This is a genomic window from Amycolatopsis sp. NBC_00355, from assembly GCF_036104975.1.
GTDB lineage: Bacteria > Actinomycetota > Actinomycetes > Mycobacteriales > Pseudonocardiaceae > Amycolatopsis.
This window is the reverse complement of sequence record NZ_CP107982.1, coordinates 5,998,273-6,021,529: the sequence shown is the minus strand read 5'-3', so window position 1 is coordinate 6,021,529 and position 23,257 is coordinate 5,998,273. Positions and strand designations below refer to the sequence as shown.

The window sequence follows — 23,257 nt, the reverse complement described above, 5'->3', positions numbered from 1 at the left end:
GGTTTTCGTAGCTCCAGGTGCATTCTAGTGACCGGCGGTCACTTTCTGGTCGAAGAGCGCACGACAGAAGGGGTGATCAGGATGCAATACCTTCGGCGAAATTCACCTGATCGGCCCGCGCCGTTCTGACCTGCGGTGACGTGGGTCTTGAGCGAGGTGTACGACTTCGCCGTGCGAGCAGCCACGGATTTCACCCAGCCTGCGGAGAAGATTTTCCCACGACGACGGCGGCGCACGCGCGCGCATTGAAGAAGGGGTCGTAAAAGATTCGAGGACGCGATTGTCGCTCGACGCGGAATGGTCGCGGAGCGGTCGCTCGACTCGTTTCCCGGGATTGCGGAGGCGCAATTCCGGAGCCGTTCACCGGCGTCCTCGTACGGTTCACGAGGACGCGAGAAAGCGCTGTCTTCCGTGGTCCACGGCCGGCCGTGAGCGGTTGCTCCCGTGCCGGGTGGGCGGTGTGGCGGTGTGTCCCTCACCATAGTCAGGGACTTGCCTCACTGTGTCAACCGTCTGTTTCATTAAGTCGATCAGCCGGTTGAGGTGGTTGGGCGCATGTATAGTCGCCGGTGTGACCGCGTCGTCGAAGCCCCGCCGTTCGCCGAAGCCGCAGGAGCGGCAGCGGGATCCCGACCGCACGCGCCGGTTGATCCTGGAAGCGGCCGTCGCGGAGTTCGCGGCGCACGGCTACGCGGGCGCGCGGATCGCCGCGATCGCGTCGCGCGCCGGCGTGAACCAGCAGCTCATCTCCTACTACTTCGACGGCAAGGAAGGCCTGTACCAGGCGATGTCGGAGGGCTGGGGCCAGCGTGAGAGCGAGCTGGTGGCACCCGGCACCCCGCTGTCCGAGCAGCTGCGCCGCTACGTCCTGGAGGTCCTGACGTCCCGGGACGGGATGCGCCTGCTGGCGTGGTCGGGCCTGGAGTACGGCGGCCCGGACACCGACCCGGACCACGCGCCGCGCTCGGCCCGGCTGGGCGGCACGGTGGACCAGGTGGCCGAGCTGCAGAAGGCCGGGCAGCTGCCCGAATGGGTCGACCCCGCCTGCCTGACGGTGATGCTGATGGCCGCGGCGATGGCGCCGGTGACCCTCCCGCACGTCATCGAGGGCGTGGCGCAGCAGAACCCGGAGTCGCCGGAGTTCGTCAAGCAGTACGCCGACCAGCTCGCGCGCTTGATCGAATACCTGAATCCGGAAAAATCGTGACGTCGTAACCGGAAAAGGCGGCTTTCCTTCACAGCTGCACCCGGGCACGGGAAAGAGCGGTGGCGCCGCGAGCCCGCACCACCGCTCCTTTCCTCCCTCAGGCGCCGGCCGCTCCCGGGCGGGCCAGGACCATCGCGCTCTGGAAGCCGCCGAAGCCGCTGCCGACCGTGAGAACGACGTCCATCTCGTGTTCCCGGGCCGTCAGCGGGACGTAGTCCAGGTCGCACTCCGGGTCCGCCTCGTGCAGGTTCGCCGTCGGCGGGACCACCTGGCGGTCGAGCGCCAGGGCGCACGCCGCCACCTCCAGCGAGCCGATCGCGCCGAGCGAGTGCCCGATCATCGACTTGATGGAGCTGACCGGGACCTCGTACGCCCGCTGCCCGAGGCTGCGCTTGAACGCCGCCGTCTCGTGGCGGTCGTTCTGCTTGGTCCCCGAGCCGTGGGCGTTGATGTAGTCGACGTCCGCGGGCGCCAGCCGGGCGTGGTCGAGCGCGACCCGGATCGCCTCCGCCATCTCGCGCCCGTCCGGCTTGAGCCCGGTCATGTGGAAGGCGTTGCTGCGCCCCGCGAACCCGACGATCCGCGCGTACTCGCGAGCCCCGCGCCGCAGCGCGGCCGACGTCTCCTCGAGCACCAGCACCGCGGACCCCTCACCCAGCACGAACCCGTCGCGCCGCGCGTCGAACGGCCTCGACGCGTGCTCGGCGTCGTCGTTGTTCGCCGACGTCGCGCGGATCGCGTCGAAGCACGCCGAGGTGATCGGCGACAGCGGCGCGTCCGTGGCGCCGGCGAGCACGACGTCCGCCGAGCCCTCCTCGATCAGCGCCACGCCGTGGCCGACCGCGTCGAGCCCGGACGTGCAGCCCGTCGACACCAGCGCCGTCGGGCCTTCGGCCGCCACTTCCCAGGCGACCTCGACGGCGAGCGTGCTCGGCACCATGTAGCCGTAGAGGTGCGGGACGCCGTAGGTGTGGTCGACCAGCCAGTGCTTGCCCTCGTCGGCGAGCACGGCGTACTCCTCCTCCAGGCCCATCGTGCAGCCGACGGCGCTGCCGATGCTGACCGCGATCCGGCCCGGGTTCAGGCCGGTGAGGTCGAGGCCGCTGTCGGCCACCGCCTCCCGGGTGCACACGGTGGCGAACTGCGCGGCCCGGTCCATCCGCCGGATCTGCTGGAGGGACAGCCCCGCGGCCTTCGGGTCGAAGTCGACCTCGGCCGCGATCTTCGAGCGGAAACCGGTGGCGTCGAACAGGCTGATCCGGCGGGTCGCGGTGCGCCCGGCGCTCAGCAGTGCCCAGAACGGTTCCCGGCCGACCCCGCCGGGCGCCACCACACCGATGCCGGTGATGGAGACGCTCCGGGTCACGAAGCACCCCCGACCGCCGGGTTCGGGGCGTCCGGGCGCTGCGGTTGTTCGGTGTCGACGTGGCCCAGTTCCGGCCGCGGTGCCAGCGGCGACAGGTGGAACACACCCCGCGCCTCGACGTCGCCGACGTTGACCAGCCGGTGCCGCACGCCGATCGGGACCATCAGCGAGTCACCCGGGCCGAGCCGCACCGGGACGCCGTCGAGCGTCATCTCCAGCTCGCCCTCGACGACGTGCAGGAACTCCTCGGAGTACGGGTGGTAGTGCTCGGTGACGTGCTCGCCGGCGCCGAGGATGAGGAACCCGCCGAAGCCGGACGTCGAGCCGACCGTCTTCGGGCTGAGCGTCACCCGGATGTCGCCGCCGCGGCGCTGGTTCGGGGCCGCTTCGGAGACGTTGACCTTCACCTTGTTCCCCGAGTCCACTGTGGTCATCGAACGCGGCCTTCCTCGGGAGTCCAGACGTAGAACGGGGACGCCATCGCGTCCTTCGGTTCCTTCCAGCCGGGGTCGTACGGCGAGACGAGCTCGGCGAGCTTGGTGTTGATGTCGCTGTACAGCTCGGTGCCGCGCGCCTTGTACAGGCTGGGGTTGATGTCCTGGTCCGCCTCGACGAGGTGGAAGTACAGGTCGTGGAAATTGAAGAGCGTCCGCCGCGAGACGCCGACCATGCGGGGCAGGTCGGTGGCGTCGGACTCGGCGAAGACGTCCGCGATCCGTTCGGGTGAGTCGGTCTTGAGCTTCGCGACGATCAGGGTGCGGTGCACGTTCTCGCCTCCTGGCAACGTTGGGGCACTGGATGAATCCATGCTCCGGGGCACCGGTGTAGCCCGGCTCGAATTCACCACGGAATCCGGTTGCCCGAGCGCAGGAACGCGCCCGTCGGGCCGTCGTCCGGCAAGGTCGCGACGTCGGCGATGTCGACGGCGGCGTCTTCGGGACTCCGCTGCGCGGCCGGCACCATGCGCGTGCGGACCTGGCCGGGGTTGACGGCGTTGACCAGCACGCCGGTGCCCTCGACCTGCCGCGCCAGCATGGTGGTCAGGCCGTTCACCGCCGTCTTCGACAGCGAGTACGCCGGCGCGCCCAGCCACAGGCCCAGCTCGAACGACCCGGTGGCGCTGGAGAGGAACACGACGCGGCCCCAGCCGCGGCGCACCATCGCGGGCACGAACGCCTGCGCGGTGCGCCAGCCGCCGAGGACGTTCACCGAAAGCGTTTGCTCGACGAGGTCGAGCGGCACGGTCAGCGGGTCGTGGCCGCCGTCGAGCAGGACGCCGGCGTTGCATACCAGGACGTCCACCTCGGTCAGCTCGGCGGCGGCCCGCGCGACGCTCGCGGGATCGGTGACGTCGAGTGCGTACGGCCGCGCGGCCGTGCCGATCTCGGCGGCGGCTTTCGCGGCGGCGTCGAAGTCCCGCGCGGTCATGATGACGTCGAGCCCCCGGCCGGCCAGTTCGGCGGCGACGGCCTGGCCGAGCCCCCGGTTGGCGCCGGTGATCAGGGCGGTGCGTTGTGCGGCCACGGGTTCCTCCGCTGGTTGTGGTCCGGTCCGCCGCGATGGTCGCGGCCGCTGCTCGATCCGCGCTGGGGTGCCGGTCGTTCGAGTCAGGCTTCAGAACGCGGTGCCACGGTCGTCGGCGAGACAGCCGAGGAGGTTCGGACATGCGGGTGGTGTTCACGACGTGGGCCTGGCCGACGCACCTGTACGCACTGGCGCCGCTGGCCTGGGCGTGCCGGGCGGCCGGCCACGAGGTGCTGTTCGCCAGCCAGCCGGGGCTGGCCGGGGAGATCCGGCGGACCGGGCTGCGCGCCGCGCGGGTCGGTGCCGACGTCGACACCGCGGGGATCGTGCGGGAGTACCTGCTGCCGACCGTGCCCGGGGCCGCGTCGCCGGCGAAGGGCGGCAAACCCCGTGCGGTGCGGTTGTTGCTCGACCACGCCGAGTCCATGGTGGACGATCTGGCCGAGCTGGTCCGGGACTGGCGCGCCGACCTCGTCGTCTACGACCCGACGGCGCTGGCCGGCCCGCTCGCCGCCGCGGCCGCCGGGGTTCCCGCCGTGCGTCACCTCTACGGCGCCGACCTGCTTTCGCGGGTGAGCGGCGTGCTCGCCGAGGCGTTCGCGCCGCTGGCCGCCCGGTTCGGCGGCCTGCCCTTCGACGCCGCGGGCGCCGCGACGATCGACCCGGTCCCGGCGAGCATGCAGGTGCCGGGTGAGCAGCGGCGGCTGCCCGTGCGGTACGTCCCGGTCAACGGCCCCGCCAAGGCGCCGCGCGGGTTCCGCGTCGGCCGCGACCGGCCGCGGGTCTGCGTCAGCTGGGGCCACACGATCGCGAAGGTCGACCCGCGCCGGTTCCTCGTCGACCGCGTGGTCGCCGCGACCGCCGGTCTCGACGTCGACGTCGTGCTCGCGGTGTCGTCGGCGCAGCGTCCGCTGCTCGGGCCGTTGCCGGACCACGTCCGCGTGCTCGTCGACCAGCCCCTGCAACCGATCCTGGCCGGCTGCGACCTGCTGGTCGGGCACGGCGGCGCGAGCAGCCTGCTGACGTCGCTGCACGAAGGCGTCCCGGTGCTGCTGGTGCCGCAGCTGCCCGACCACGCCGGGCATTCGGCGCGGGCCGGGGCGCGCGGCGCCGGTGTCGTGGTGAGCGTCGCCGACGCGACGGCCGAGGTCCTGCACGGCCACATCGCGCGGCTGGTCGCCGCCGACGCTCCCCAACGGACGGCGGCCCGGGAGGTCGCGGCGGAGATGCGCGAGCAGCCGTCACCGTCGAACGTCGCCACCGCGCTGGAAACCCTGACCGGCCCGGTCCTCAACCGTCCGTAGTGGACTGTCCATAGGAGACGCCGATGACCCAAGAAGCCGTCGACACACTGCGGTTTCCCTTCACCAGCAGGCATCCGCTGCTGCCGCCCGAGGAGTACGCGCGGTTGCGCGCCGAGGAGCCGGTCGCGAAGGCGACGCTGCCCAACGGCCACGCCGTCTGGCTCGTCACCAAGCACGCCGACGTCCGCAAGGTGCTGGCCGACGCGCGGTTCAGCCGCGAGGCGATCACACGCCCGGACGCGCCCCGGCTGCTGCCGGTCGCGGCCGGGTCCAAGTCGATCTTCGTGATGGACCCGCCCGAGCACACCCGGCTGCGCAAGCTCGTCGGCCGCGTCTTCACCACGCGGCAGGTCGAGAACCTGCGCCCGCGCGTCGAGGAGCTGGCCGAGGAGATGGTGGCCGGGATGGTCGAGGCCGGCCCCGGTGCCGACCTCATCGAGCACCTCGCGCAGCCGCTGCCGATCACCGTCATCTGCGAGATGCTCGGCGTCCCGCAGGACGACCACGACCTGTTCCGCGGCTGGACCGACGTGATGCTGAGCGTCGGGCACCGGTCGTCCGGGCAGGTCGGCGAGGCCGCCGGGAAGCTGCGGCAGTACCTCAACGACCTCATCGAGGCCAAGCAGAAGAACCCGGCCGACGACCTGCTCGCCGTGCTGATCACCGCGCGCGACGAGGACGACTCGCTCAGCACCGAGGAGCTGCTCGCGTTCGCCGAGACCATGCTGATGGCCGGCTACCACGCGACGACGTCCGAGATCGCGCACGGCGTGCTCACGCTGACCGAGCAGCCGGGCGCGGTGCGGCGGCTCGTCGAGCACCGCGGCGAGCTGCCCGCCGCCGTCGACGAACTCCTGCGGTACTCGCAGGCCGGCGGCGGCGTCGGGCCGATCCGGATCGCCTTGGAGGACATGGAGATCGGCGGCGTCACGGTCAAGGCGGGCGACGCGGTGCTGCCGTGCATCAACTCCGCGAACCGCGACGAAAGCGTTTTCCCCGGTGCCGAAGAGGTCGACCTCACCCGCACGCACAACCCGCACCTCGCCTTCGGCCACGGCATCCACCACTGCCTCGGCGCCCACCTGGGCCGGGTCGAGCTGACGGTCGCGTTGGACCGGCTGCTCGAGCACTTCGGCGAGTTCCGCATCGCCGTCCCCCCAGCCGAACTCGAGTGGAGCGCGAACCGCGCGTTCACCCGACCGGACACCCTGCCGCTGCAGTGGTGACCCCCGTTGAGCACACCACGCAAGGGAAGGACCACCATTCATGACCACGACCGCTGACCAGGGCACGGTCTCCGCGATCAACGCCCGGCCGCTGATCGAGCTCGGGACGTCGTTCTGGGCCGCCAAGACGCTGCTGACCGCCGTCGAGATCGGGCTGTTCACCGAACTGGGCGCCGGGTCGGCGACCGAGGAGCAGCTGCGGGGGAAGCTGGACCTGCACCCGCGCTCGTCGCGGGACTTCCTCGACGCGCTGGTCTCGCTCGACCTGCTGGAGCGCGAGGACGGGCTCTACCGCAACACCGCCACGACCGGGTATTTCCTCGACGAGCACAAGGAAACCTTCCTCGGTGGCTGGATGCGGCAGGCCAGCAAGCACCTGTTCCGCGCCTGGGGAGGGCTGACTGAGAGCCTCCGTTCGGGCAAGCCGTTCATCGGCTGGGACACCGCGGACTACTTCGAGCGGCTGTACGAAGACATGGAAGAGCGGCGCTCGTTCATCGCCGCGATGGACGCGTGGACCACACACATCGCGACCGAGCTGGCCGACGGCATCAACTGGGCCGAGCACAAGACGTTCGTCGACGTCGGCGGCGCGCGCGGCAACCTGTCCGCGTCGCTGGTGAAGGCCCAGCCGCACCTCGACGGCGTCGTGTTCGACCGGCCGGAGATCGCCGAGCTGTTCCACGAGCACATGGCGGCCAAGGGCACCACGGGCCGCGTCGGGTTCGTCGTCGGCGACTTCTTCACCGAGCCGATCGCGCCGGCGGACGTGCTGATCTTCGGGCACATCCTGCACGACTGGAACGACGAAGAGCGCGCGACGCTGGTGCGCAAGGCGTACGAGGCCGTCAACCCCGGCGGCATCGTGGTGATCTACGACCGGATGATCGACGACGACCGGCGCGTCAACAAGACCGGCCTGCTGGGCTGCCTGAACCTGCTGGTCGTCACCCCGGGCGGCTCGGAGTACACGATCGCGGACTGCCGCAAGTACGCCTCGGACGCCGGTTTCGAGTCGACGACGACGGTCCCGCTGTTCGACGGCCTCGAGACGGCCGTCGTCTGCCGGAAGGCCCGCTGATGCCGTACGTGGCGATCACCTACGACATCAAGAGCGGCTGCGAGGACGACGTCGCGTCGGTGTTCGCGGACTTCCAGCGCCCGAGGTCGAGCGTCCTGCCGGACGGTGCCCGGATCCTGGCGACGGCGGTCTTCATCCGCGACGCGACGCTCGTGCGGTTCATCGAGTACGAAGGCGACCTGGACGCCGTGGCCCGCTTCATGGCGAACCAGCCGGGGGTGCGGGAGGTGGAGCGCAAGCTGGCGCCGTACCTGAACAACCCGCGCGACACCGGCACGGTGGAAGGGTTCGTCCGGACGTTCCGGAGCAGCATGCTGCGGTGCGTCACGCAGTTCGCGGTACCCCGGAGCCCGGTACCCGCCTGACCTGCCGCACCAGCCGCACCAGCCGCACCTGCCGACACGAGAACGGGCCGGGATCTTCGGATCCCGGCCCGTTTTTCGTGTCGACCCTCTGATCACGCGAGTCGACCCCTTCGATCACGGACCCTGCCCGGCCCCGGAGGGTCGGCTCGCGCGCTTGGAGGGTCGGCTCGCGTACCTGGGGAGTCGGCTCGCGTACCTGGAGGGTCGGCTCACCCCGCGGCCGGCCTCCTCCGGGGGTAGCGAAAAGCCGTGAAGGCCTCCTTACCGGCTCTTATGGCCGGTAAGGAGGCCTTCACGGACCTTGGGGGGTGGGTCAGGCGGGGCGGCGGAGGACGACCAGGGTGTCGTAGTCGCCCAGGGGCTTCGCCGAGAAGTCCGTGAAGCCGACCTCCGCCGCGTGCTCGCGGATCTCCGACGCCGGGTACTCCGAGCCGCCGTCGCTGACCAGGAGCATGTCGATGCTGATCACCAGGTTCTCGACGTGCCGCGGGTCCTCGTCCAGCATGCGGTCGTACACCAGCAGCGTGCCGCCGGGGTTGACCGACGCGGCGGCCTTCTGCAGGATGCGCTTGCGGTGGTCGCGGTCGAAGTCGTGCAGGATGTGGCCCAGCACCACCAGGTCGGCCGACGGCAGGTCGTCGTGGAAGACGTTGCCGCCGTGGAACTCCAGCCGGTCGGTCAGGCCGAGGGTCGCCATGTGCTCGGTGAAGAACGGCTTCATCGGGGGCAGGTCGAAGACGTGCCCGTAGAGGTCCGGGTTCGCCTTGACGATCTGGCTCGCCATGTTGCCGCGGCAGCCGCCGATGTCGAGCATGGTCTTGAACTCCGACCACTCGAACGCCTCGACCAGCTGCGGGCCGAGCACCTGCGTGAGCGCGTCCATCATCCGGATGAACTGGCCCAGCACCTTCGGGTTCGCGATGACCTGCTCGAAGTCGCCCTCGGCCTGCGGCTTCCCGGTCTTGAGCGCCTCGGTGAGCAGGCCCCACGCCGGGTACAGGTTGTTGTTGGCGCGGTGCATGAAACCGCCGACGTACGTCGGGAGGTGCGTCACCAGGTAGCGGTCGGCGCCGGCGGCGTTGCGGTACCGGTCGCCGTCCTTCTCCAGCAGGCCCAGGGCCACCAGCAGGTTCAGGAAGTCGCCGAGGCCGCGGCCGTGCAGCGCCAGGCTCTTCCGGAGCTGCTCTTCGGTCGCCGAACCCGAGTGCAGCTTGGTGAACAGGTCGAGTTCCACCGCGGTGAGCAACGCCTTCGCGTCACAGAAAGCGTTGCAGAGCCTGATGATTCCCGCCGGGGTGCTGACATCCGGTGCGGTACTCGTCATGTGCCGACTTCCCTTCTCGACAGTTCGCACGGCCACTGACCGGGCCGGATCTGTCGTCACCGTTCCACCGGCGGGTGGAGCGCAACTCGAACCGGCTTGGAAGCGGCGGGCTCCACCCGGGTTCGAGTTCCGGTTCAGCGCCCCTTGCCAGGCTCACCGCCAAGTCAACACGGAAAGGGTGGCGTCCGGTGGAGCAAGGACTGCGTGGCAAACGGGTACTGGTGACCGGTGGCACCAAGGGGATCGGACGGGCCACGGCGCTCGCCTTCGCCCGGGCCGGGGCCTGGGTGGTCGCCGGCCACCGGACCGGTGACGAGGCGGCGGAAAGCCTGGCGCGGGAGCTGAAGGCGCTCGGCGAGCACCACCGCCTGGTGCAGGCGGACGTGACGAGCCGCGCGGACGTCGCGGCGCTGGCGGAGTCCGTGCGCGCCGACTGGGGCGGGCTCGACGTCGTCGTCAACAACGTCGGTGTCGACGGCGGCGTCCCGTTCGGGGAGATCGACGACGCCGAGTGGGACCGGCTCATCGACCACAACGTGACGTCGGCCTACCTCGTCACGCAGGCCGTGCTGGACCTGCTGACCGACGGCGCTTCGGTGATCAACGTCGGGTCCTCGGTGGCGCTGCGCGGCCGGGTCAACGGCGTGCACTACACGGCGTCGAAGGCGGCCCTGATCGGTTTCACCCGCGGTCTGTGCAAGGAGCTCGGCCCGCGCGGCATCCGCGTCAACACCGTCGCCCCCGGTCTCACCGAGACCGAGCCGGGCGCGGGCCTGCCGCCGCACGCCGTCGAACGGATCGTCGGGATGACGGCGCTGGGCCGGATCTGCCAGCCCGAGGACGTCGCCGGCGCCGTGCTGTTCCTCGCCGGTGACACGGCGAGCTACATCAGCGGCGTCACCCTCAACGTCGACGGCGGGGTCTGATGGCCACCGCGCGCCGTGGGCTGCGGGTGGTCGTCGTCGGCGGCGGGGTCGGCGGCCTGTGCCTGGCCCAGGGCCTGCGCAAGGCCGGCATCGACGTCTCCGTGCACGAACGTGACGACTCGATCCGCGGCCGCAACCAGGGCTACCGGCTGCACATCAGCCCGGACGGCGAACGCGCGCTGCGGGAGTGCCTGCCCGAGCGCGTCCAGGCGCTGCTGACCGCGACCGCGAACAGCCGCTACGGCTTCGGCATGGCGAACTACGACGAGCACCTCGTTCCACAGTGGACTCCCGAGATGAGCGACCCGCGCGCCGATCAGGTGGACAAGGTCGACGCCGTCGACCGCGTGACGCTGCGGAAGGTGCTGCTGGCCGGGCTCACCGGCGCCGTCCACTTCGGAAAGCGCTACACCCACCACGAGGTCCAGCCCGACGGCACGGTCGCCGTGCAGTTCGCGGACGGCAGCGTCGACACCGGGGACGTGCTCGTCGCCGCGGACGGCGCGAACTCGGTGATCCGGCGAGCACAGGGCTTTCCCGAGCCGCGCGACCTCGGCGTCCGGACGATCTTCGGCCGGATCCCGATGACCGAGCGGCTGCGCGCGGAGCTGCCGGAGATCCTGCAGGACCGGTTCACCTGGGTGATCGGCTCGGACGAGCACAAGCTCGGCCTGATGCCGATGGTCTTCCGGACCGAGCCGGCGACGGCGTCCGCGCGGCTGTGGCCGGAGCTCGCCTTCGAACCGTGCGACGACTACTTCATGTCGGTGTTCTCCATGCACCGCACCGCGACCGGGATGCCGGACGAGCAGTTCCTCGCGATGAGCGGCGCGCAGCTGTGGGAGTTCGCGAAGGCCCGCACCACCGGCTGGCACCCGCACCTGCGGGCGATCATGGAGTTCGCCGACGTCGAGGAGACGTTCCCGGTGGCCGTCCGCGCGACCGCGCCGATCGAGCTGTGGGAACCCGGCCCGCTCATCCCGCTCGGCGACGCCGTCCACGCGATGCCGCCGTCCGGTGGTGTCGGCGCGAACACGGCGCTGCGCGACGCCGCGACCCTCACCCGAGAACTGCTCGCCGCCGACCGCGGCGAGCAGCCGGTGGCGCTGGCTTCCGAGCGGTACCAGACGGAAATGCTCGGCTACGCCACGGACGCCGTCGCGATGTCGCTGCAGGTCGCGAAGTGGTCGCTCAAGCGGATCGACTTCGACGAGTCGGTGCTCCCGGCGCGCGTGGCCGGCTGACTCGGCCGGCCGAAAAGACAGGAGGAGTTATGGACATCGGAGTGGGCCTGCCCAACACCATCCCCGGTACGGACGGCCGGCAGCTGATCGAGTTCGCCGCCCGCGCGGACGAGCTCGGGTTCAGCACGCTGGCCGTGCTCGACCGGCTGGTGTACGACAGCTACGACGCCACGGTGGCGCTGGCCGCGGCGGCCGCCGCCACCAGCCGGATCACCCTGGCCCCGACCATCCTGCTGGCCGGCTACTGGCCGAGCGCGGCGCTGCTGGCCAAACAGCTGGCGAGCATCGACCGGCTCTCCGGCGGGCGGCTGGTGGTCGGCGTCGCCGCCGGCGGGCGCGAGGACGACTTCCTCGCCACCGGCGTCGACTTCCACACCCGCGGCAAGTGGCTGGACCAGCTGCTCGACGAGCTGAAGGAGGTCTGGGCGGGCCGCGGGCCGGTGCCCGGCATCGGCCCCAAGCCGTCGAACGGCGCGGCCGTCCCGATCTGGGCCGGCGGCAACGGGCCCGCGTTCGTGCGCCGCGCCGCCGAGCACGGCATCGGCTGGGTGTCCGGCGGTGGCCCGGTTTCGCGCTACCCGCAGCAGGCCGACCAGGTCCGCACCGCGTTCGTCGCGGCGGGCCGCGCCGACACGCCGAAGATGGGCGCGCTCACCTACGTCGCCCTCGGCGAGGAGCGCAAGGCGGCCGGCGGCCGCTACCTGCTCGACTACTACTCCTACATGGGCGAGAAGGCGCAGTTCCTGGCGAACGGCGTCATCTCCGACGAGACCCGGCTGCGCGAGACGATCGACGCCTACGCCGCCGCCGGGTGCGACGAACTCCTGCTCTTCCCCTGCACGGCCGACGTCGACCAGCTCGACGAGCTGGCCAAGGTCTGCCTGTAACCCCGGCCGCGAGCAAAGGAAAACGCATGACTGACATCCGAGTGCCGGTGCTCGTCGTGGGCGCCGGCCCGGTCGGCATCTCGACCGCGCTGTTCCTGGCCCGCCACGGGGTCGCGCCGCTGCTGGTGGAGCAGCGGGACGGCACGTCCACGCTGCCGCGGGCGCCCGGGCTGCAGGCCCGGACCATGGAACTCTTCCGCGCCGCCGGGGTGAACCAGGAGATCCGGGCCCTCGAGGTCGGCGACTCCCACCCGTACTTCGAGGGCGGCATCATCCAGGTCCGCACGTTCGCCGAGATCGACGACGCCGAGGTGCTGGAGTCGCCGTCGCTGGACGGCCCGACCGTCAGCCCGGAGCGCGTGATGGGCTGCGGCCAGGACCGCTACGAGCGGGTGCTGGCCGACCTGGCCCGCGGCGCGGGTGCGGACATCCGGTTCGGCACGCGGCTGACGTCGTTCACCCAGGACGAAGACGGCGTCACCGCGAACATCAAGGACCTCGCCACCGGCGAGGAGAGCACCGTCCGGGCCGACTACCTGGTCGCCGGGGACGGCGCGAACAGCAAGATCCGCGCCGCGCTCGGCGTCGAGCGCAGCGGCATCGGGACCGTGTTCAACGCGCTGAGCGTGTACTTCCGCGCGCCGCAGCTGACGTCGGTGCTCAAGGACCGCAAGTTCATCCTGTGTTACGCCACCGCGGCGCCCGGCACGCTGATGGGCCTGTCGCGGCTGCACGGCGCCGACCCGTGGCTGGCCGCGCCGCTCTACTACCCGGAGAAGGGCGAGACGCCCGCCGATTACCCGGACGAACGGTGCGTCGAAATCGTGCGCACGGCCGCCGGCGTGCCGGACATGGACGTCGAGATCGTCGCGAAGGTGCCCTGGCAGGGTGCGCAGCTGGTGGCCGACACGTTCCGCCGCGGCCGCGTCTTCCTCGCCGGTGACGCGGCGCACGTGCACCCGCCGGCCGGCGGGTTCGGGGCCAACACCGGCATCCACGACGCGCACAACCTGGCGTGGAAGATCGCCGCCGTGCTGGCCGGGACGGCCGGTGACCCGCTGCTCGACAGCTACGACGCCGAGCGCCGCGGCGTCGGCGGCGCGATGGCCCGCCAGGCCATGGTGCGCAACCGGATCCGCCACGGCTACGCCGACGAAGAGACCCGGGCGTCCCTTGTGGACGACGTCATCATCACCCTCGGGTACCGCTACCACTCCGAGGCGATCACCGGCGGTCAGGCGGACGCGCCGACGCTCAGCCCGGGCCTGGAGCTGGCCGGCGAGCCCGGCACGCGGGCCCCGCACGTCTGGCTGGAGCGGGGCGGCCAGCGACTGTCCACAATCGACCTGTTCTGGGACAAGTTCGTGCTGCTCACCGGCTCCCGCGGCAACGGCTGGGCCGAGGCCGCCGAGCGGGTCGCCAAGCAGACGGGCCTGCCGCTGGAGGTCCAGGTGATCGACGGTGGCGAGATCACCGCCGTCGACCGCGACTGGGCGAAGGCGTACGGCGTCTCGGCGGACGGCGCGGTGCTCGTGCGGCCGGACGCGTTCGTCGCGTGGCGCTCGGCCGGCAAGGTCGCCGACCAGGACACCGTGCTCGCCGACGTGCTGACCCGCGCCAGCGGCCTGCCGCCCGAGGGCGTGGCGTGAGCGCGCCGGAGATCGACCGGGTCGCGCTCGACGGCACTGTCTCGTTGAGACGGATGCCGCGTTGGTACACGACGCTGTTCGTCACGGACACGTTGGAGCGCTTCGGGTTCTACGGCATGCAGGCGATCCTCGTGCTGTATGCCGCCGCGCCGGTGGAGCGGGGCGGCCTCGGCCTGCGCACGGCCGACGCGGCGGCGTTGTTCGGCGCCTGGATCAGCGTGATGTTCCTGCTTTCGCTGCCCGGCGGCTGGATCGGCGACCGGCTGCTCGGGCAGTGGCGCGGGCTGCTGTGCGGCTGCGTGCTCAGCGGCGCCGGGTACCTGGCGCTGGCCGCGCCGACCGGCTGGGCCACCACGGCCGGCCTGATCCTGCTCGCCGCGGGTGGCGGGCTGTTCAAGCCGAACCACCAGGCGCTGATCAACCTGATGTTCGACGGCCGCCGTGGCCGCGAGTCCGGCATCTCGCTGATGTACGTCGGGGTCCAGGTCTCGGCGCTCGCCGCGCCGCTGATCACCGGCTACCTCGGCGAGAAGATCAGCTGGCACCTCGGGTTCTCGGTCGCTTCGGCGGCCGTCCTGGTGACGGCGGTGCTGCTGGCCTTCTCGGCCGGGCAGTTCGGCGGCACCGGGATGCGCGCGCGCCGGCCGGCCACGCCGGCCGAGCGGCGCCGGGCCCTGCGCGGGGCGGGCCTGGTGCTCGGGCTCGCCGTGGTGCTCGTCGCGCTGCTGGCCGTGACCGGCCGGCTGTCCGCGACCACGGCGATCATGATCGCGAGTGTGCTCAGCATCGCGCTCCCGGTCGTGGGGTACGTGACGCTGTACCGGAACCCGGCGCTCACCGCGGGACGCCGGCGCCGGCTGCGCGGTTACCTCGCGGTGTGCCTCGGGGCCACGTTGTTCTGGATCATCATCGCGCACTCGGCGTCGCTGCTGACGCTGTTCGCGCGGGACCACACCGACCTGACGGTGTTCGGCCTGGGCATCCCGGCCAGCTGGCTGCAGGCGGCGACACCGGCGTTCATCCTGGTGCTCGCCCCGGTGGTCGCCAAGGTGCTGCCCGCGGTCGACGGCGTCGGCGTCAAGCTCGGCTTCGGCCTGGTGATGGTGGGCACCGGGTTCCTCGTGATGTGCGTCGGCTCGTCGCTCGCCGAAGACGGTCAGCAGGTGTCACTGCTGTGGCTCGCGCTGGTCTACCTGCTGCACGCCGCCGGTGAGGTGATCATCGCGGCGGTCGCGATCTCGTCGGCCGCCGACGTGCTCGGGCCGGAGTTCATCGGCCGTGTCATCGGGATGCTGTGGCTGTTCGCCGCCCTCGGCGGCGGGCTAGGCAGTTTGCTGGTGCGGCTCAGCACGGCCATGAGCGAGCCCGTCTACTACGCCTCCCTCGGCGGGGTGGCCGCCCTCATCGGCGTCGTCTTCCTGCTGTCCCGCCGCACGCTCGGCAACGCGCTCGCGAGCGACGTCGCCGAAGTCGCCGGAGTCCAGAAAGGACACGTGTAATGCCGTACGCGGCCATCACCTACCGGGTCAAGCCCGGGTTCGAGGACGAGATCGCCGACGTCTTCGCGCGGTTCAAGCGGGTCGACACCCCGGACTTCCGCGGTGCCGACGGCGACGCGGCGGGCCGGCTGCTCGGCACGGCCGTGTTCGTCAAGGACGACATCGTCGTGCGGTTCATCCACTTCGAAGGCGACTTCGCGGCCGTCGGCAAGCACATGGCGGCCCAGAGCGGGGTGCACACGGTCGAGCACGAGCTCGCGCCGTACCTCGCCGAGCAGCGCGAGACCGACAGTGCGGCCGGGTTCGCCGAGTACTTCCGCAACGCGACCATGCGCTGCGTCTCCCAGCTGTCCGTGGCGACCCACCCGGCGGGGAGCTGAGCCATGACACTGGCACGCATCGGCGTGATCGGCCTCGGGATGATGGGCGGGGGCATGGCCCGGGCCCTGCTCGCCGCCGGGTTCGAGGTCACCGCCTACAACCGGACCGCGGCCAAGGCCGCCCCGCTCGCGGAGGCGGGGGCGCGGATCGCCGCGTCCCCGGCGGAGACCGCGGCGGACACGGACGTGGTGCTGCTCAGCCTGGCCGACGAAGCCGCCGTCACGCAGGTCGTGTTCGACGACCTCGCGACGCAGCTGCGACCCGGACTGACCATTGTGGACACATCCACCGTCTCGCCCGCCTTCGCGCGGGAGACGACGGACCGGCTCGCCGCGCTCGGCGTGCGGCGGGTCGAGGCGTGCGTGATCGGGAACCCGAAGATGGCCGCGACCGGCGAGCTGCGGGTGTTCGTGGCCGGGGAACGCGCGTGGGCGGACGACGTGTCCGGCGTGCTCGCCGCGCTCGGCCAGGACGTCCGCTACCTCGGCGGGCCGGGCAGCGCCGGTGTGCTGAAGCTGGCGTTCAACCTGCTGCTCGGCGTGCAGACGGCCGGCCTGGCCGAGGCGGTCGCGCTCGCCGAGTCGATGGGCATGGAACGCGACCTGCTGCTGGACGCGTTCGACAACAGCGGCTGGCGTTCGCCGGTGCTGGCGTTCCGCGCGGACTTCATGCGGCGCCGCTCCTACCACCCGGCCGCGTTCCGGACGACGTTGATGCACAAGGACCTCCGGCTCGCGACGGCCGAGGCGGAACGGCACGGCACGGCACTGCCGCTGACGTCCCGCGCGGCCGAGCGGTTCGAGGAACTGCTCGACGCGGGCCGCGGTGACGACGACGCGGCCGCGGTCGTCGAGCTGTCCCGGGCGGCTGTCCGGCCATGATCACGTGGCTGCTGTCCGTCGCGGTGCTGGCCGGCAGCGGGGTCGTGGCCGGGGTGCTGTTCGCGGTGGCGCTGAGCGTGCTGCCCGCCTTGATCACGATGCCGGCCGACCGGTACGTCTACGCCCACCAGCTGATCGGCAAGCGCTGGGACCCGACGATGCCGATCATCGTGCTTTCCTCCACGGTGATCGACGTCGTGCTGGTGTTCACGGCCGGTTCCGGGAACGGGTTGTTCGCGGTGGCCGCGGTGCTGTTGCTGGCGGTTTCGATCGTCTCGCACTTCTGCAACGTGCCGATAAACCGTGTCGTGAAATCCCTCGACCCGGAACGCATTCCGGCTGATTGGCGCGACCCGCGTCCGCTCTGGCGGCGCTTCCACCTGCTGCGGACGGCGTTGGCGCTGGTCGCGGTCGTGGTGAACGCCGTCGCGCTGGTGCCGGCCTGACGCTCGGTGCAAGTTGTCGTGAGTGTTTAGGGCGGTTCTAACCGCCCTAAACACTCACGACAAGCTGCGGCAGGCCGCGGAGCTTCGAGTGCCGTCCTAGGTGGGTTGTAGGGGTGGTCCGCATTCTGGATCACGTGAGCAGGAAACCGTTTGCCGTTATCCGTCTCGGATTCTTTTCGCGTGGAGGGCATCGATGAGCACGGTCGTCACCGGGATCGGCGTGGTCGCGCCGACCGGGATCGGCGCCACGGCGCACTGGGAGGCGGTCCTGGCGGGCAAGTCGGGTATCGCCCGCATCGACCGCTTCGACGCCTCCGGCTACCCGGTCCGGCACGCCGGCCAGGTGCCCGGGTTCTCGGCGAGAGAGCGGATCCCCGGCCGGCTGATCCCGCAGACCGACCACTGGACGCACCTCGGCCTCGCCGCCGCGGCCGACGCGCTGGCCGACGCCGCGCTCGACCCGGCCGGCGTGCCGGAGTTCGAGATGGCCGTCGTCACCTCGAGCTCGTCCGGCGGCACCGAGTTCGGGCAGCACGAGATGGAGCGGCTGTACCAGAACGGGCCGTCGTGGGTCGGCGCGTACCAGTCCATCGCCTGGTTCTACGCCGCGACCACCGGCCAGATCTCGATCCGGCACGGCATGCGCGGCCCGTGCGGTGTGCTCGCCTGCGAACAAGCGGGCGGCCTCGACGTCCTCGGCCAGGCGCGACGGCTGATCCGCGGCGGCTCGCGGGTCGTCGTCAGCGGCGGGACCGACGCGTCGCTGTGCCCCTACGGCCTCGTGGCCCAGCTGTCCGCCGGTGGCCTGTCCACAGTGGACGATCCGGCCCGCGCGTACCTCCCCTTCGACGTCGAGGCGTCCGGGCACCTGCCCGGCGAGGGCGGCGCGATCCTGATCGCGGAGAGCGCCGAAAGTGCCCGCGAGCGGGGCGTCGAGGCATACGGCGTCATCGCGGGGTACGCGGCCGGGTTCGACCCGCCGCCCGGTTCGGACCGGCCGCCGGTGCTCAAGCGCACCATCGACCGGGCCCTCGCCGACGCCGGTGTCGCACCGTCCGAAGTGGACGTCGTGTTCGCCGACGCCTCCGGCGTGCCCGCCGCCGACCTGATCGAGGCTCGAGCCCTCGTCGAGACGTTCGGACCAGGGTCGGTACCGGTCACCGCGCCGAAGACGCTGACCGGCCGGCTCTACGGCGGCGGCGCCGCGCTCGACGTCGCGACCGCGCTGCTCGCGATGCGGGCGGGGATCGTCCCGCACACCGTCGGCCCGGAGCGGCTCGCCCCGGGCTGCGACCTCGACCTGGTGACCCGGCCGCGGGACGCCGACCTGCGCACCGCGCTCGTCCTGGCCCGCGGTCACGGCGGCTTCACCGCCGCACTCGTCTTGCGCCGCCCGTAGCACCGAAGAACGGAGAAACCCATGAGCGAGTTCACCCTGCTGGAGCTCAAGGAGATCATGACGACCAGCGCCGGCGTCGACGAGGGCGTCGAGCTGGACGGTGACATCGCCGGCGTCGAGTTCGCGGACCTCGGTTACGACTCCCTGGCCATGCTCGAGCTGCGCAGCCAGGTCGAGCGCCGCTACGGCGTGAGCCTGCCGGACGACGCCGTCTCGGAGACGACCACGCCCGGCGACGCCGTCGCGTTCGTCAACGACCTGCTCTCGAAGGCGGCCGTCTGACATGGCCGGGCACACCGACAACGAGATCGTCATCGACGCGCCGCTCGAGCTCGTCTGGGCGATGACCAACGACATCCCGACGTGGACGACGTTGTTCAGCGAGTACTCCGAGGCGACCGTACTGTCCGAAAAGGACGGCACGATCCGGTTCCGCCTCGCGCTGCACCCGGACGAGAACGGCAAGGTCTGGAGCTGGGTGTCGGCGCGGACGCCGGACGAGGCCACGCACACCGTGCGCTCGCAGCGCGTCGAGACCGGCCCGTTCAAGTACATGTGGATCTACTGGGAGTACTTCGCGGTCCCCGGAGGCACCCGGATGCGCTGGGTGCAGGACTTCGAGATGAAGCCGCAGGCGCCGGTCGGCGACGGGGCGATGCAGGACCGGCTCAACACCAACACCCCGGTCCAGATGCTGCTGATCAAGGACAAGGTCGAGGCCGCCGCGCGCGCCGCGGTCTGAAGCGAGTAACGAAGGAGGTGCGCGGTGCTGCAGGTGCTCGTCCCGCTCGTGATCCTGGCCAACGGCCTCGCCGCGGGAGTCCTGATGGGAACCCAGCTCGGGGGCTGGCCACTGCTCCAGAGCCTGCCGGCGGATCGATATGTGCACGCGCACGCCTTCTTCGCCACGCGCTACGACCCGTTCATGCCGGCCTGCCTGATCGTGACGGTGCTCGGCGACGTCACGCTCGCGCTGGTCGCGGACGCGGCCGGCACGCGGCCGCTGTTCCTGGCCGCGACCGTGCTCGCGCTGGCCACGATCACCATCTCCCTGCTCAAGAACGTCCCGGTCAACAAGTGGGTGCGGGCCCTCGACCCGGACGACCTGCCCGCCGACTTCGCCGGTCGCGACCCGCGGCCGGCGTGGGGCCGGTGGAACCGGACGCGCACCGCGCTGTCGGTGCTCGCCCTGCTCGCCAACTGCCTCGCGCTCGGCCTGTCGCTGTGAGCCGCGACGCCCACGTCACCAGAACACGGAGGACCTGATGAATCTCGGTTTGGCAGGCAAGAAGGCACTCGTGACCGGCGGGACGCGCGGGGTCGGCCGCGGCGTCGTGCTCGCGCTGGCACGCCAGGGCGTCGACGTCGTCACGTGCTACCGGCAGGAGGGCGAAGCCGCCCTTTCGCTGGAGCGCGAACTGAAGGAGATCGGCGGCAGCCACCACGTCGTGCGCGCCGACCTGGCCGACCCGGCACAGATCACCGAGCTGCTCGGCGAGTGCCGGACGCGGTTCGGGCAGCTCGACGTCATCGTCAACAACGCCGCGATCATCAACCACGTGCCGTACGAGAAGCTGTCGCTCGAGGACTGGCAGCGGACGCTCGACACCAACGTCACGGCCGTGCACCTGGTCATCCAGGGCGCGCTTCCCTTGCTGCACGAGGGAAGTTCGGTGATGAGCATGAGTTCGAAGTCGATCGAGGTCGGCATCCCGCTGCGGGCGCACTACACCACCACCAAAGCGGCGTTGCACGGACTCCACAGGTCGGTTGCTCGTGAACTGGGTTCACGAGGTATCCGCTTCAACATCCTGTCCCTCGGCATGATCCACACCGAGGCCATCGACGCGATGCCGGAAGAGCAGCGCGCGCTGATGATCCAGCGCTACAGCGACAAGACGGCGCTCGGCCGCCTCGGCACGCCCGACGAGGTCGCCGGCGCGGTGTCCTGGCTCAGCAGTGACTACGCGCGGTACGTGACCGGCTCGGTCGTCTCCGTCGACGGCGGGATCGCGTGATGGCCGCCTTCCGCGTCATGCTGCGCATGGAGATCAAGCCCGGCCTGGGCGGCGAGTTCGAGCGCGTCTGGGCGGAGATCGGCGACTCGGTGACGTCGCACCCGGCGAACCTCGGGCAGTGGCTGTCGCGGTCCGACGAGGACGGCGTCTACTACATCGTCAGCGACTGGGTCGACGAGCCGCGCTTCCGCGAGTTCGAGACCAGCGACCGGCACCTGGAGCACCGGCAGAAGCTGCACCCGTACCGGTCGGGCGGCTCGATGACGACCATGCACGTCGTCGCGCACCTGCCCGGGAGCGCCGACGCGGGCCGCGCGCACGCCGAGTGGGCGGTGACCCGGTGACCGACGGCGGCGTGCGCGTCCTGCTCTACCACGTGACCGACGACGCCGCCGGCATCGAAGCGGCCTACCACGAAGCCAGCGAACGGCTGGCCGGCACACCCGGCCTGCTGGGCAACGAGCTGCTGCGCTCGGTCCACGCCGAGAACGGCTTCGTGGTGGTCAGCTCCTGGGCCGACCAGGCCGCGTTCGACGCCTGGGAGCAGGGCGCCGGGCACAAGGACCAGACGGCGCCGCTGCGGCCCTACCGCGATCTGTCGCTGGCGCGGCCGTTCGCCGTCTACCGGGTCGCCGCGACCCACGTCGCGCCGTGACCGCCGACTTCACGACGGAACCGCGGTGGCGCTCGGCGGGCCGGGCCGTGCTCGGCGTGCTGATCGAGTGCGGCGGCGCGCTGGCCGGGCAGCCGCCGTTCAGCCCGGCCCCGGAATCCGCCGGGGAAACCGACGAACACCTTTTCGACACGCATGAGGGAGACGGTGCGTCATGACGACTTCGGTGACGAACCGCCCGCCGGACACGGCCGGGCCGGTGGAGGAGGAGTGGCTGTCCTGTCCGGACTGCCGTTCGCTGCTCTACCGCAAGCGCCTCGAGCGCGGCGCCAAGGTCTGCTACGAGTGCGGCCGGTACTTCCGGCTGACCGCGGCCGAACGGCTGGACCTGCTGCTCGACCCGGGTTCGGCCGAGCTGGTCGAGCCCGCCGCGACCGTGCACGACCCGCTGGAGTTCACCGACCTGCAGCCCTACGAGCGCCGGCTGGCCAAGGCAAGGGAAACCACCGGGACGTCGGACGCGGTGCTCGTCGCGCGGGGTGCCATTCGGGGCGCGCCCGTGGTGGTCGCGGTGATGGACTTCGGGTTTCTGGGCGGCAGCCTCGGCGCGGCCGCGGGCGAAGCGATCACGACGGCCGCCGAGACGGCGCTCGCCGACCGCGTCCCGCTGCTGGTCGTCACCGCGTCCGGCGGCGCCCGGATGCAGGAAGGCGTGCTCTCGCTGGTGCAGATGGCCAAGACCAGCAACGCGATGGCCGCGCTGGACGAGGCCGGCCTGCTGACCGTCACCCTCGTCACCGACCCGACGTTCGGCGGGGTCGCCGCGTCGTTCGCGACGCTCGCCGACGTGATCGTCGCGGAACCGGGCGCCCGCATGGGGTTCGCCGGTCCGCGCGTCATCGAGCAGACGATCCGGCAGCGGCTGCCGGAAGGCTTCCAGTCCTCGGAGTTCCTGCTGGAGCACGGACTCGTGGACGACGTCCGCGCCCGCGCCGAGCTGCCGTTCGTGCTGGCGGCGCTGTTCACCGCGACCCGGCCGGTCGACCCGGACTGGGGCGAGAGCGACACCGACCCGGTGATCCGGGACGTCGTCGCGCTGGAGCGCCGTGACATCCGGCAGACCGTCGAGCTCGCCCGGCACCCCGACCGGCCGACGACGCTCGACCACGCCGGCACCTGGCTCGACGGGTTTGTCGAGCTGCACGGCGACCGCGCGGGTGAGGACTGCCCGGCCATCGTCGGCGGCCTCGCCGCCATCGACGGGCTGCCGGTGATGCTGATCGGCCACCAGAAGGGCCACGCGACCGACGAACTGGTGCGCCGCAACTTCGGTATGCCGTCGCCGGCGGGCTACCGCAAGGCCGCGCGGCTGATGCGGCTGGCGGGCAAGCTCGGCGTGCCGGTGGTGACCCTGATCGACACCCCGGGCGCGCACCCCGGCCTCGACGCCGAACGCGCCGGGCAGGCCGGCGCGATCGCGGAGTGCCTGCGGGTGCTCGGCGGGCTGCGGGTGCCGGTGGTCAGCGTCGTCACCGGGGAGGGCGGCAGCGGCGGCGCGCTCGCGCTGGCCGTCGGCGATCAGGTGCTGCTCTGCGAAAACGCGACCTACTCGGTGATCAGCCCCGAAGGCTGCGCCGCGATCCTGTGGCGCGACCCGGCGGCGGCCGGCGTCGCCGCGGAGGCGCTGCGGGTGGACGCGCGGTCGTTGCTGGACCTGGGCGTCATCGACGGGGTGGTGCCCGAGCCACCCGGTGGGGCGCACCGCGACCCGGCCCGCGCGGGACTGCTCGTGCGTGACGCCGTCGTGTGCGCGTTGCGCGAGCTGCGCGGCCGGGACGGCGCCGGCCTGGCCGCGGCCCGGCGGGCCAAGTTCCGCCGGTTCGGGACCCTTGAAGCGGCGCGGGAACGGAGCTGAGT

The 23,257-nt window shown here is 71.6% G+C and carries 27 protein-coding genes; 22 read left to right on the top strand and 5 right to left on the bottom strand.

Annotation, left to right across the window (positions count from 1 at the left end):
- The first annotated feature begins 571 nt into the window (after positions 1-571).
- Positions 572-1,207 carry a TetR/AcrR family transcriptional regulator gene (locus OHS18_RS27000; RefSeq protein ID WP_328447942.1) on the top strand — a complete coding sequence of 212 codons (636 nt, stop codon included), beginning with the start codon at positions 572-574 and terminating at the stop codon, positions 1,205-1,207.
- A 97-nt stretch (positions 1,208-1,304) separates the two neighbouring features.
- Here OHS18_RS27000 and OHS18_RS26995 read toward each other — a convergent pair whose 3' ends face one another.
- The 4 genes from OHS18_RS26995 to OHS18_RS26980 all read right to left on the bottom strand — a co-directional run bounded on the left by OHS18_RS26995 (position 1,305) and on the right by OHS18_RS26980 (position 4,097).
- The gene (locus OHS18_RS26995; protein WP_328612819.1) at positions 1,305-2,573 is read right to left on the bottom strand and encodes a beta-ketoacyl-[acyl-carrier-protein] synthase family protein; all 1,269 of its coding nucleotides are present in this window, start codon (positions 2,571-2,573) and stop codon (positions 1,305-1,307) included.
- Entirely contained in the window at positions 2,570-3,007 is a 438-nt protein-coding gene (locus tag OHS18_RS26990) for a cupin domain-containing protein (protein ID WP_328447946.1), read from the bottom strand. The genes OHS18_RS26995 and OHS18_RS26990 overlap by 4 nt, the downstream gene beginning before the upstream one ends.
- Positions 3,004-3,339, bottom strand: coding sequence for a TcmI family type II polyketide cyclase (locus OHS18_RS26985; protein ID WP_326944861.1), 336 nt, complete (start codon positions 3,337-3,339; stop codon positions 3,004-3,006). Before OHS18_RS26985 ends, OHS18_RS26990 begins: the two co-directional genes overlap by 4 nt.
- 74 nt (positions 3,340-3,413) lie before the next feature.
- Positions 3,414-4,097: an SDR family NAD(P)-dependent oxidoreductase gene (locus OHS18_RS26980; protein ID WP_328447950.1), complete on the bottom strand. Its 684-nt coding sequence runs from the start codon at positions 4,095-4,097 to the stop codon at positions 3,414-3,416.
- A gap of 140 nt (positions 4,098-4,237) precedes the next feature.
- Here OHS18_RS26980 and OHS18_RS26975 point away from each other — a divergent pair, with 140 nt between their 5' ends.
- Genes OHS18_RS26975 through OHS18_RS26960 form a run of 4 tightly spaced genes read left to right on the top strand, consistent with a single transcriptional unit; the run spans position 4,238 to position 8,073 of the window.
- Positions 4,238-5,401, top strand: a complete 1,164-nt coding sequence (locus OHS18_RS26975; RefSeq protein WP_328612818.1) for a nucleotide disphospho-sugar-binding domain-containing protein — start codon at positions 4,238-4,240, stop codon at positions 5,399-5,401.
- Positions 5,402-5,424: 23 nt separating this feature from the next.
- Entirely contained in the window at positions 5,425-6,627 is a 1,203-nt protein-coding gene (locus OHS18_RS26970) for a cytochrome P450 (protein ID WP_328612817.1), read from the top strand.
- A 40-nt stretch (positions 6,628-6,667) separates the two neighbouring features.
- Positions 6,668-7,708 (top strand): methyltransferase, encoded by a 1,041-nt coding sequence (locus OHS18_RS26965; protein ID WP_328447956.1) that lies wholly within the window; start codon positions 6,668-6,670, stop codon positions 7,706-7,708.
- Positions 7,708-8,073: a SchA/CurD-like domain-containing protein gene (locus OHS18_RS26960; protein ID WP_328447958.1), complete on the top strand. Its 366-nt coding sequence runs from the start codon at positions 7,708-7,710 to the stop codon at positions 8,071-8,073. Before OHS18_RS26965 ends, OHS18_RS26960 begins: the two co-directional genes overlap by 1 nt.
- A 313-nt stretch (positions 8,074-8,386) precedes the next feature.
- Here the strand turns inward: OHS18_RS26960 and OHS18_RS26955 are convergent, their stop codons facing one another.
- Positions 8,387-9,397: a methyltransferase gene (locus OHS18_RS26955; RefSeq protein ID WP_328447960.1), complete on the bottom strand. Its 1,011-nt coding sequence runs from the start codon at positions 9,395-9,397 to the stop codon at positions 8,387-8,389.
- A 188-nt stretch (positions 9,398-9,585) separates the two neighbouring features.
- On the opposite strand from OHS18_RS26955, the gene OHS18_RS26950 reads away from it, so the two are divergent.
- The 17 genes from OHS18_RS26950 (at position 9,586) to accA (ending at position 23,255) form a co-directional block, all read left to right on the top strand.
- Positions 9,586-10,323, top strand: coding sequence for an SDR family NAD(P)-dependent oxidoreductase (locus OHS18_RS26950; RefSeq protein ID WP_328447961.1), 738 nt, complete (start codon positions 9,586-9,588; stop codon positions 10,321-10,323).
- The gene (locus tag OHS18_RS26945) at positions 10,323-11,567 is read left to right on the top strand and encodes an FAD-dependent oxidoreductase (RefSeq protein ID WP_328612816.1); all 1,245 of its coding nucleotides are present in this window, start codon (positions 10,323-10,325) and stop codon (positions 11,565-11,567) included. The genes OHS18_RS26950 and OHS18_RS26945 overlap by 1 nt, the downstream gene beginning before the upstream one ends.
- A 29-nt stretch (positions 11,568-11,596) precedes the next feature.
- Positions 11,597-12,454 (top strand): LLM class flavin-dependent oxidoreductase, encoded by an 858-nt coding sequence (locus tag OHS18_RS26940; protein ID WP_328612815.1) that lies wholly within the window; start codon positions 11,597-11,599, stop codon positions 12,452-12,454.
- A gap of 26 nt (positions 12,455-12,480) precedes the next feature.
- On the top strand, positions 12,481-14,103 hold the full coding sequence (locus OHS18_RS26935; protein WP_328612814.1) for an FAD-dependent monooxygenase: 1,623 nt from the start codon (positions 12,481-12,483) through the stop codon (positions 14,101-14,103).
- Complete coding sequence (locus OHS18_RS26930) at positions 14,100-15,602, top strand: peptide MFS transporter (protein WP_328612813.1); 1,503 nt, start codon at positions 14,100-14,102, stop codon at positions 15,600-15,602. The genes OHS18_RS26935 and OHS18_RS26930 overlap by 4 nt, the downstream gene beginning before the upstream one ends.
- Positions 15,602-15,982, top strand: coding sequence for a SchA/CurD-like domain-containing protein (locus OHS18_RS26925; RefSeq protein ID WP_328447970.1), 381 nt, complete (start codon positions 15,602-15,604; stop codon positions 15,980-15,982). The genes OHS18_RS26930 and OHS18_RS26925 overlap by 1 nt, the downstream gene beginning before the upstream one ends.
- Positions 15,983-15,985: 3 nt before the next feature.
- Entirely contained in the window at positions 15,986-16,864 is an 879-nt protein-coding gene (locus OHS18_RS26920) for an NAD(P)-dependent oxidoreductase (protein WP_328612812.1), read from the top strand.
- Positions 16,861-17,310: a DUF1772 domain-containing protein gene (locus OHS18_RS26915; RefSeq protein WP_328612811.1), complete on the top strand. Its 450-nt coding sequence runs from the start codon at positions 16,861-16,863 to the stop codon at positions 17,308-17,310. The genes OHS18_RS26920 and OHS18_RS26915 overlap by 4 nt, the downstream gene beginning before the upstream one ends.
- A gap of 193 nt (positions 17,311-17,503) precedes the next feature.
- A complete protein-coding gene (locus OHS18_RS26910) occupies positions 17,504-18,709 on the top strand; it encodes a ketosynthase chain-length factor (RefSeq protein WP_328612810.1) in 1,206 nt (401 codons plus the stop codon).
- 21 nt (positions 18,710-18,730) lie between these two features.
- Positions 18,731-18,991 carry an acyl carrier protein gene (locus tag OHS18_RS26905; protein WP_247058700.1) on the top strand — a complete coding sequence of 87 codons (261 nt, stop codon included), beginning with the start codon at positions 18,731-18,733 and terminating at the stop codon, positions 18,989-18,991.
- Between the two features lies 1 nt (position 18,992).
- Positions 18,993-19,451 carry an SRPBCC family protein gene (locus OHS18_RS26900; protein ID WP_328612809.1) on the top strand — a complete coding sequence of 153 codons (459 nt, stop codon included), beginning with the start codon at positions 18,993-18,995 and terminating at the stop codon, positions 19,449-19,451.
- 24 nt (positions 19,452-19,475) lie between these two features.
- On the top strand, positions 19,476-19,937 hold the full coding sequence (locus tag OHS18_RS26895; RefSeq protein ID WP_328612808.1) for a DUF1772 domain-containing protein: 462 nt from the start codon (positions 19,476-19,478) through the stop codon (positions 19,935-19,937).
- A gap of 37 nt (positions 19,938-19,974) precedes the next feature.
- Positions 19,975-20,727, top strand: a complete 753-nt coding sequence (locus OHS18_RS26890) for an SDR family NAD(P)-dependent oxidoreductase (protein WP_328447982.1) — start codon at positions 19,975-19,977, stop codon at positions 20,725-20,727.
- Positions 20,727-21,071 carry an antibiotic biosynthesis monooxygenase family protein gene (locus OHS18_RS26885; RefSeq protein ID WP_328447984.1) on the top strand — a complete coding sequence of 115 codons (345 nt, stop codon included), beginning with the start codon at positions 20,727-20,729 and terminating at the stop codon, positions 21,069-21,071. Before OHS18_RS26890 ends, OHS18_RS26885 begins: the two co-directional genes overlap by 1 nt.
- Positions 21,068-21,382, top strand: a complete 315-nt coding sequence (locus OHS18_RS26880; protein ID WP_328447986.1) for an antibiotic biosynthesis monooxygenase family protein — start codon at positions 21,068-21,070, stop codon at positions 21,380-21,382. Before OHS18_RS26885 ends, OHS18_RS26880 begins: the two co-directional genes overlap by 4 nt.
- Positions 21,379-21,558, top strand: coding sequence for a hypothetical protein (locus tag OHS18_RS26875; protein WP_328447988.1), 180 nt, complete (start codon positions 21,379-21,381; stop codon positions 21,556-21,558). Before OHS18_RS26880 ends, OHS18_RS26875 begins: the two co-directional genes overlap by 4 nt.
- The gene (accA, locus tag OHS18_RS26870; RefSeq protein ID WP_328612807.1) at positions 21,555-23,255 is read left to right on the top strand and encodes an acetyl-CoA carboxylase carboxyl transferase subunit alpha; all 1,701 of its coding nucleotides are present in this window, start codon (positions 21,555-21,557) and stop codon (positions 23,253-23,255) included. The genes OHS18_RS26875 and accA overlap by 4 nt, the downstream gene beginning before the upstream one ends.
- Positions 23,256-23,257: the final 2 nt, after the last annotated feature.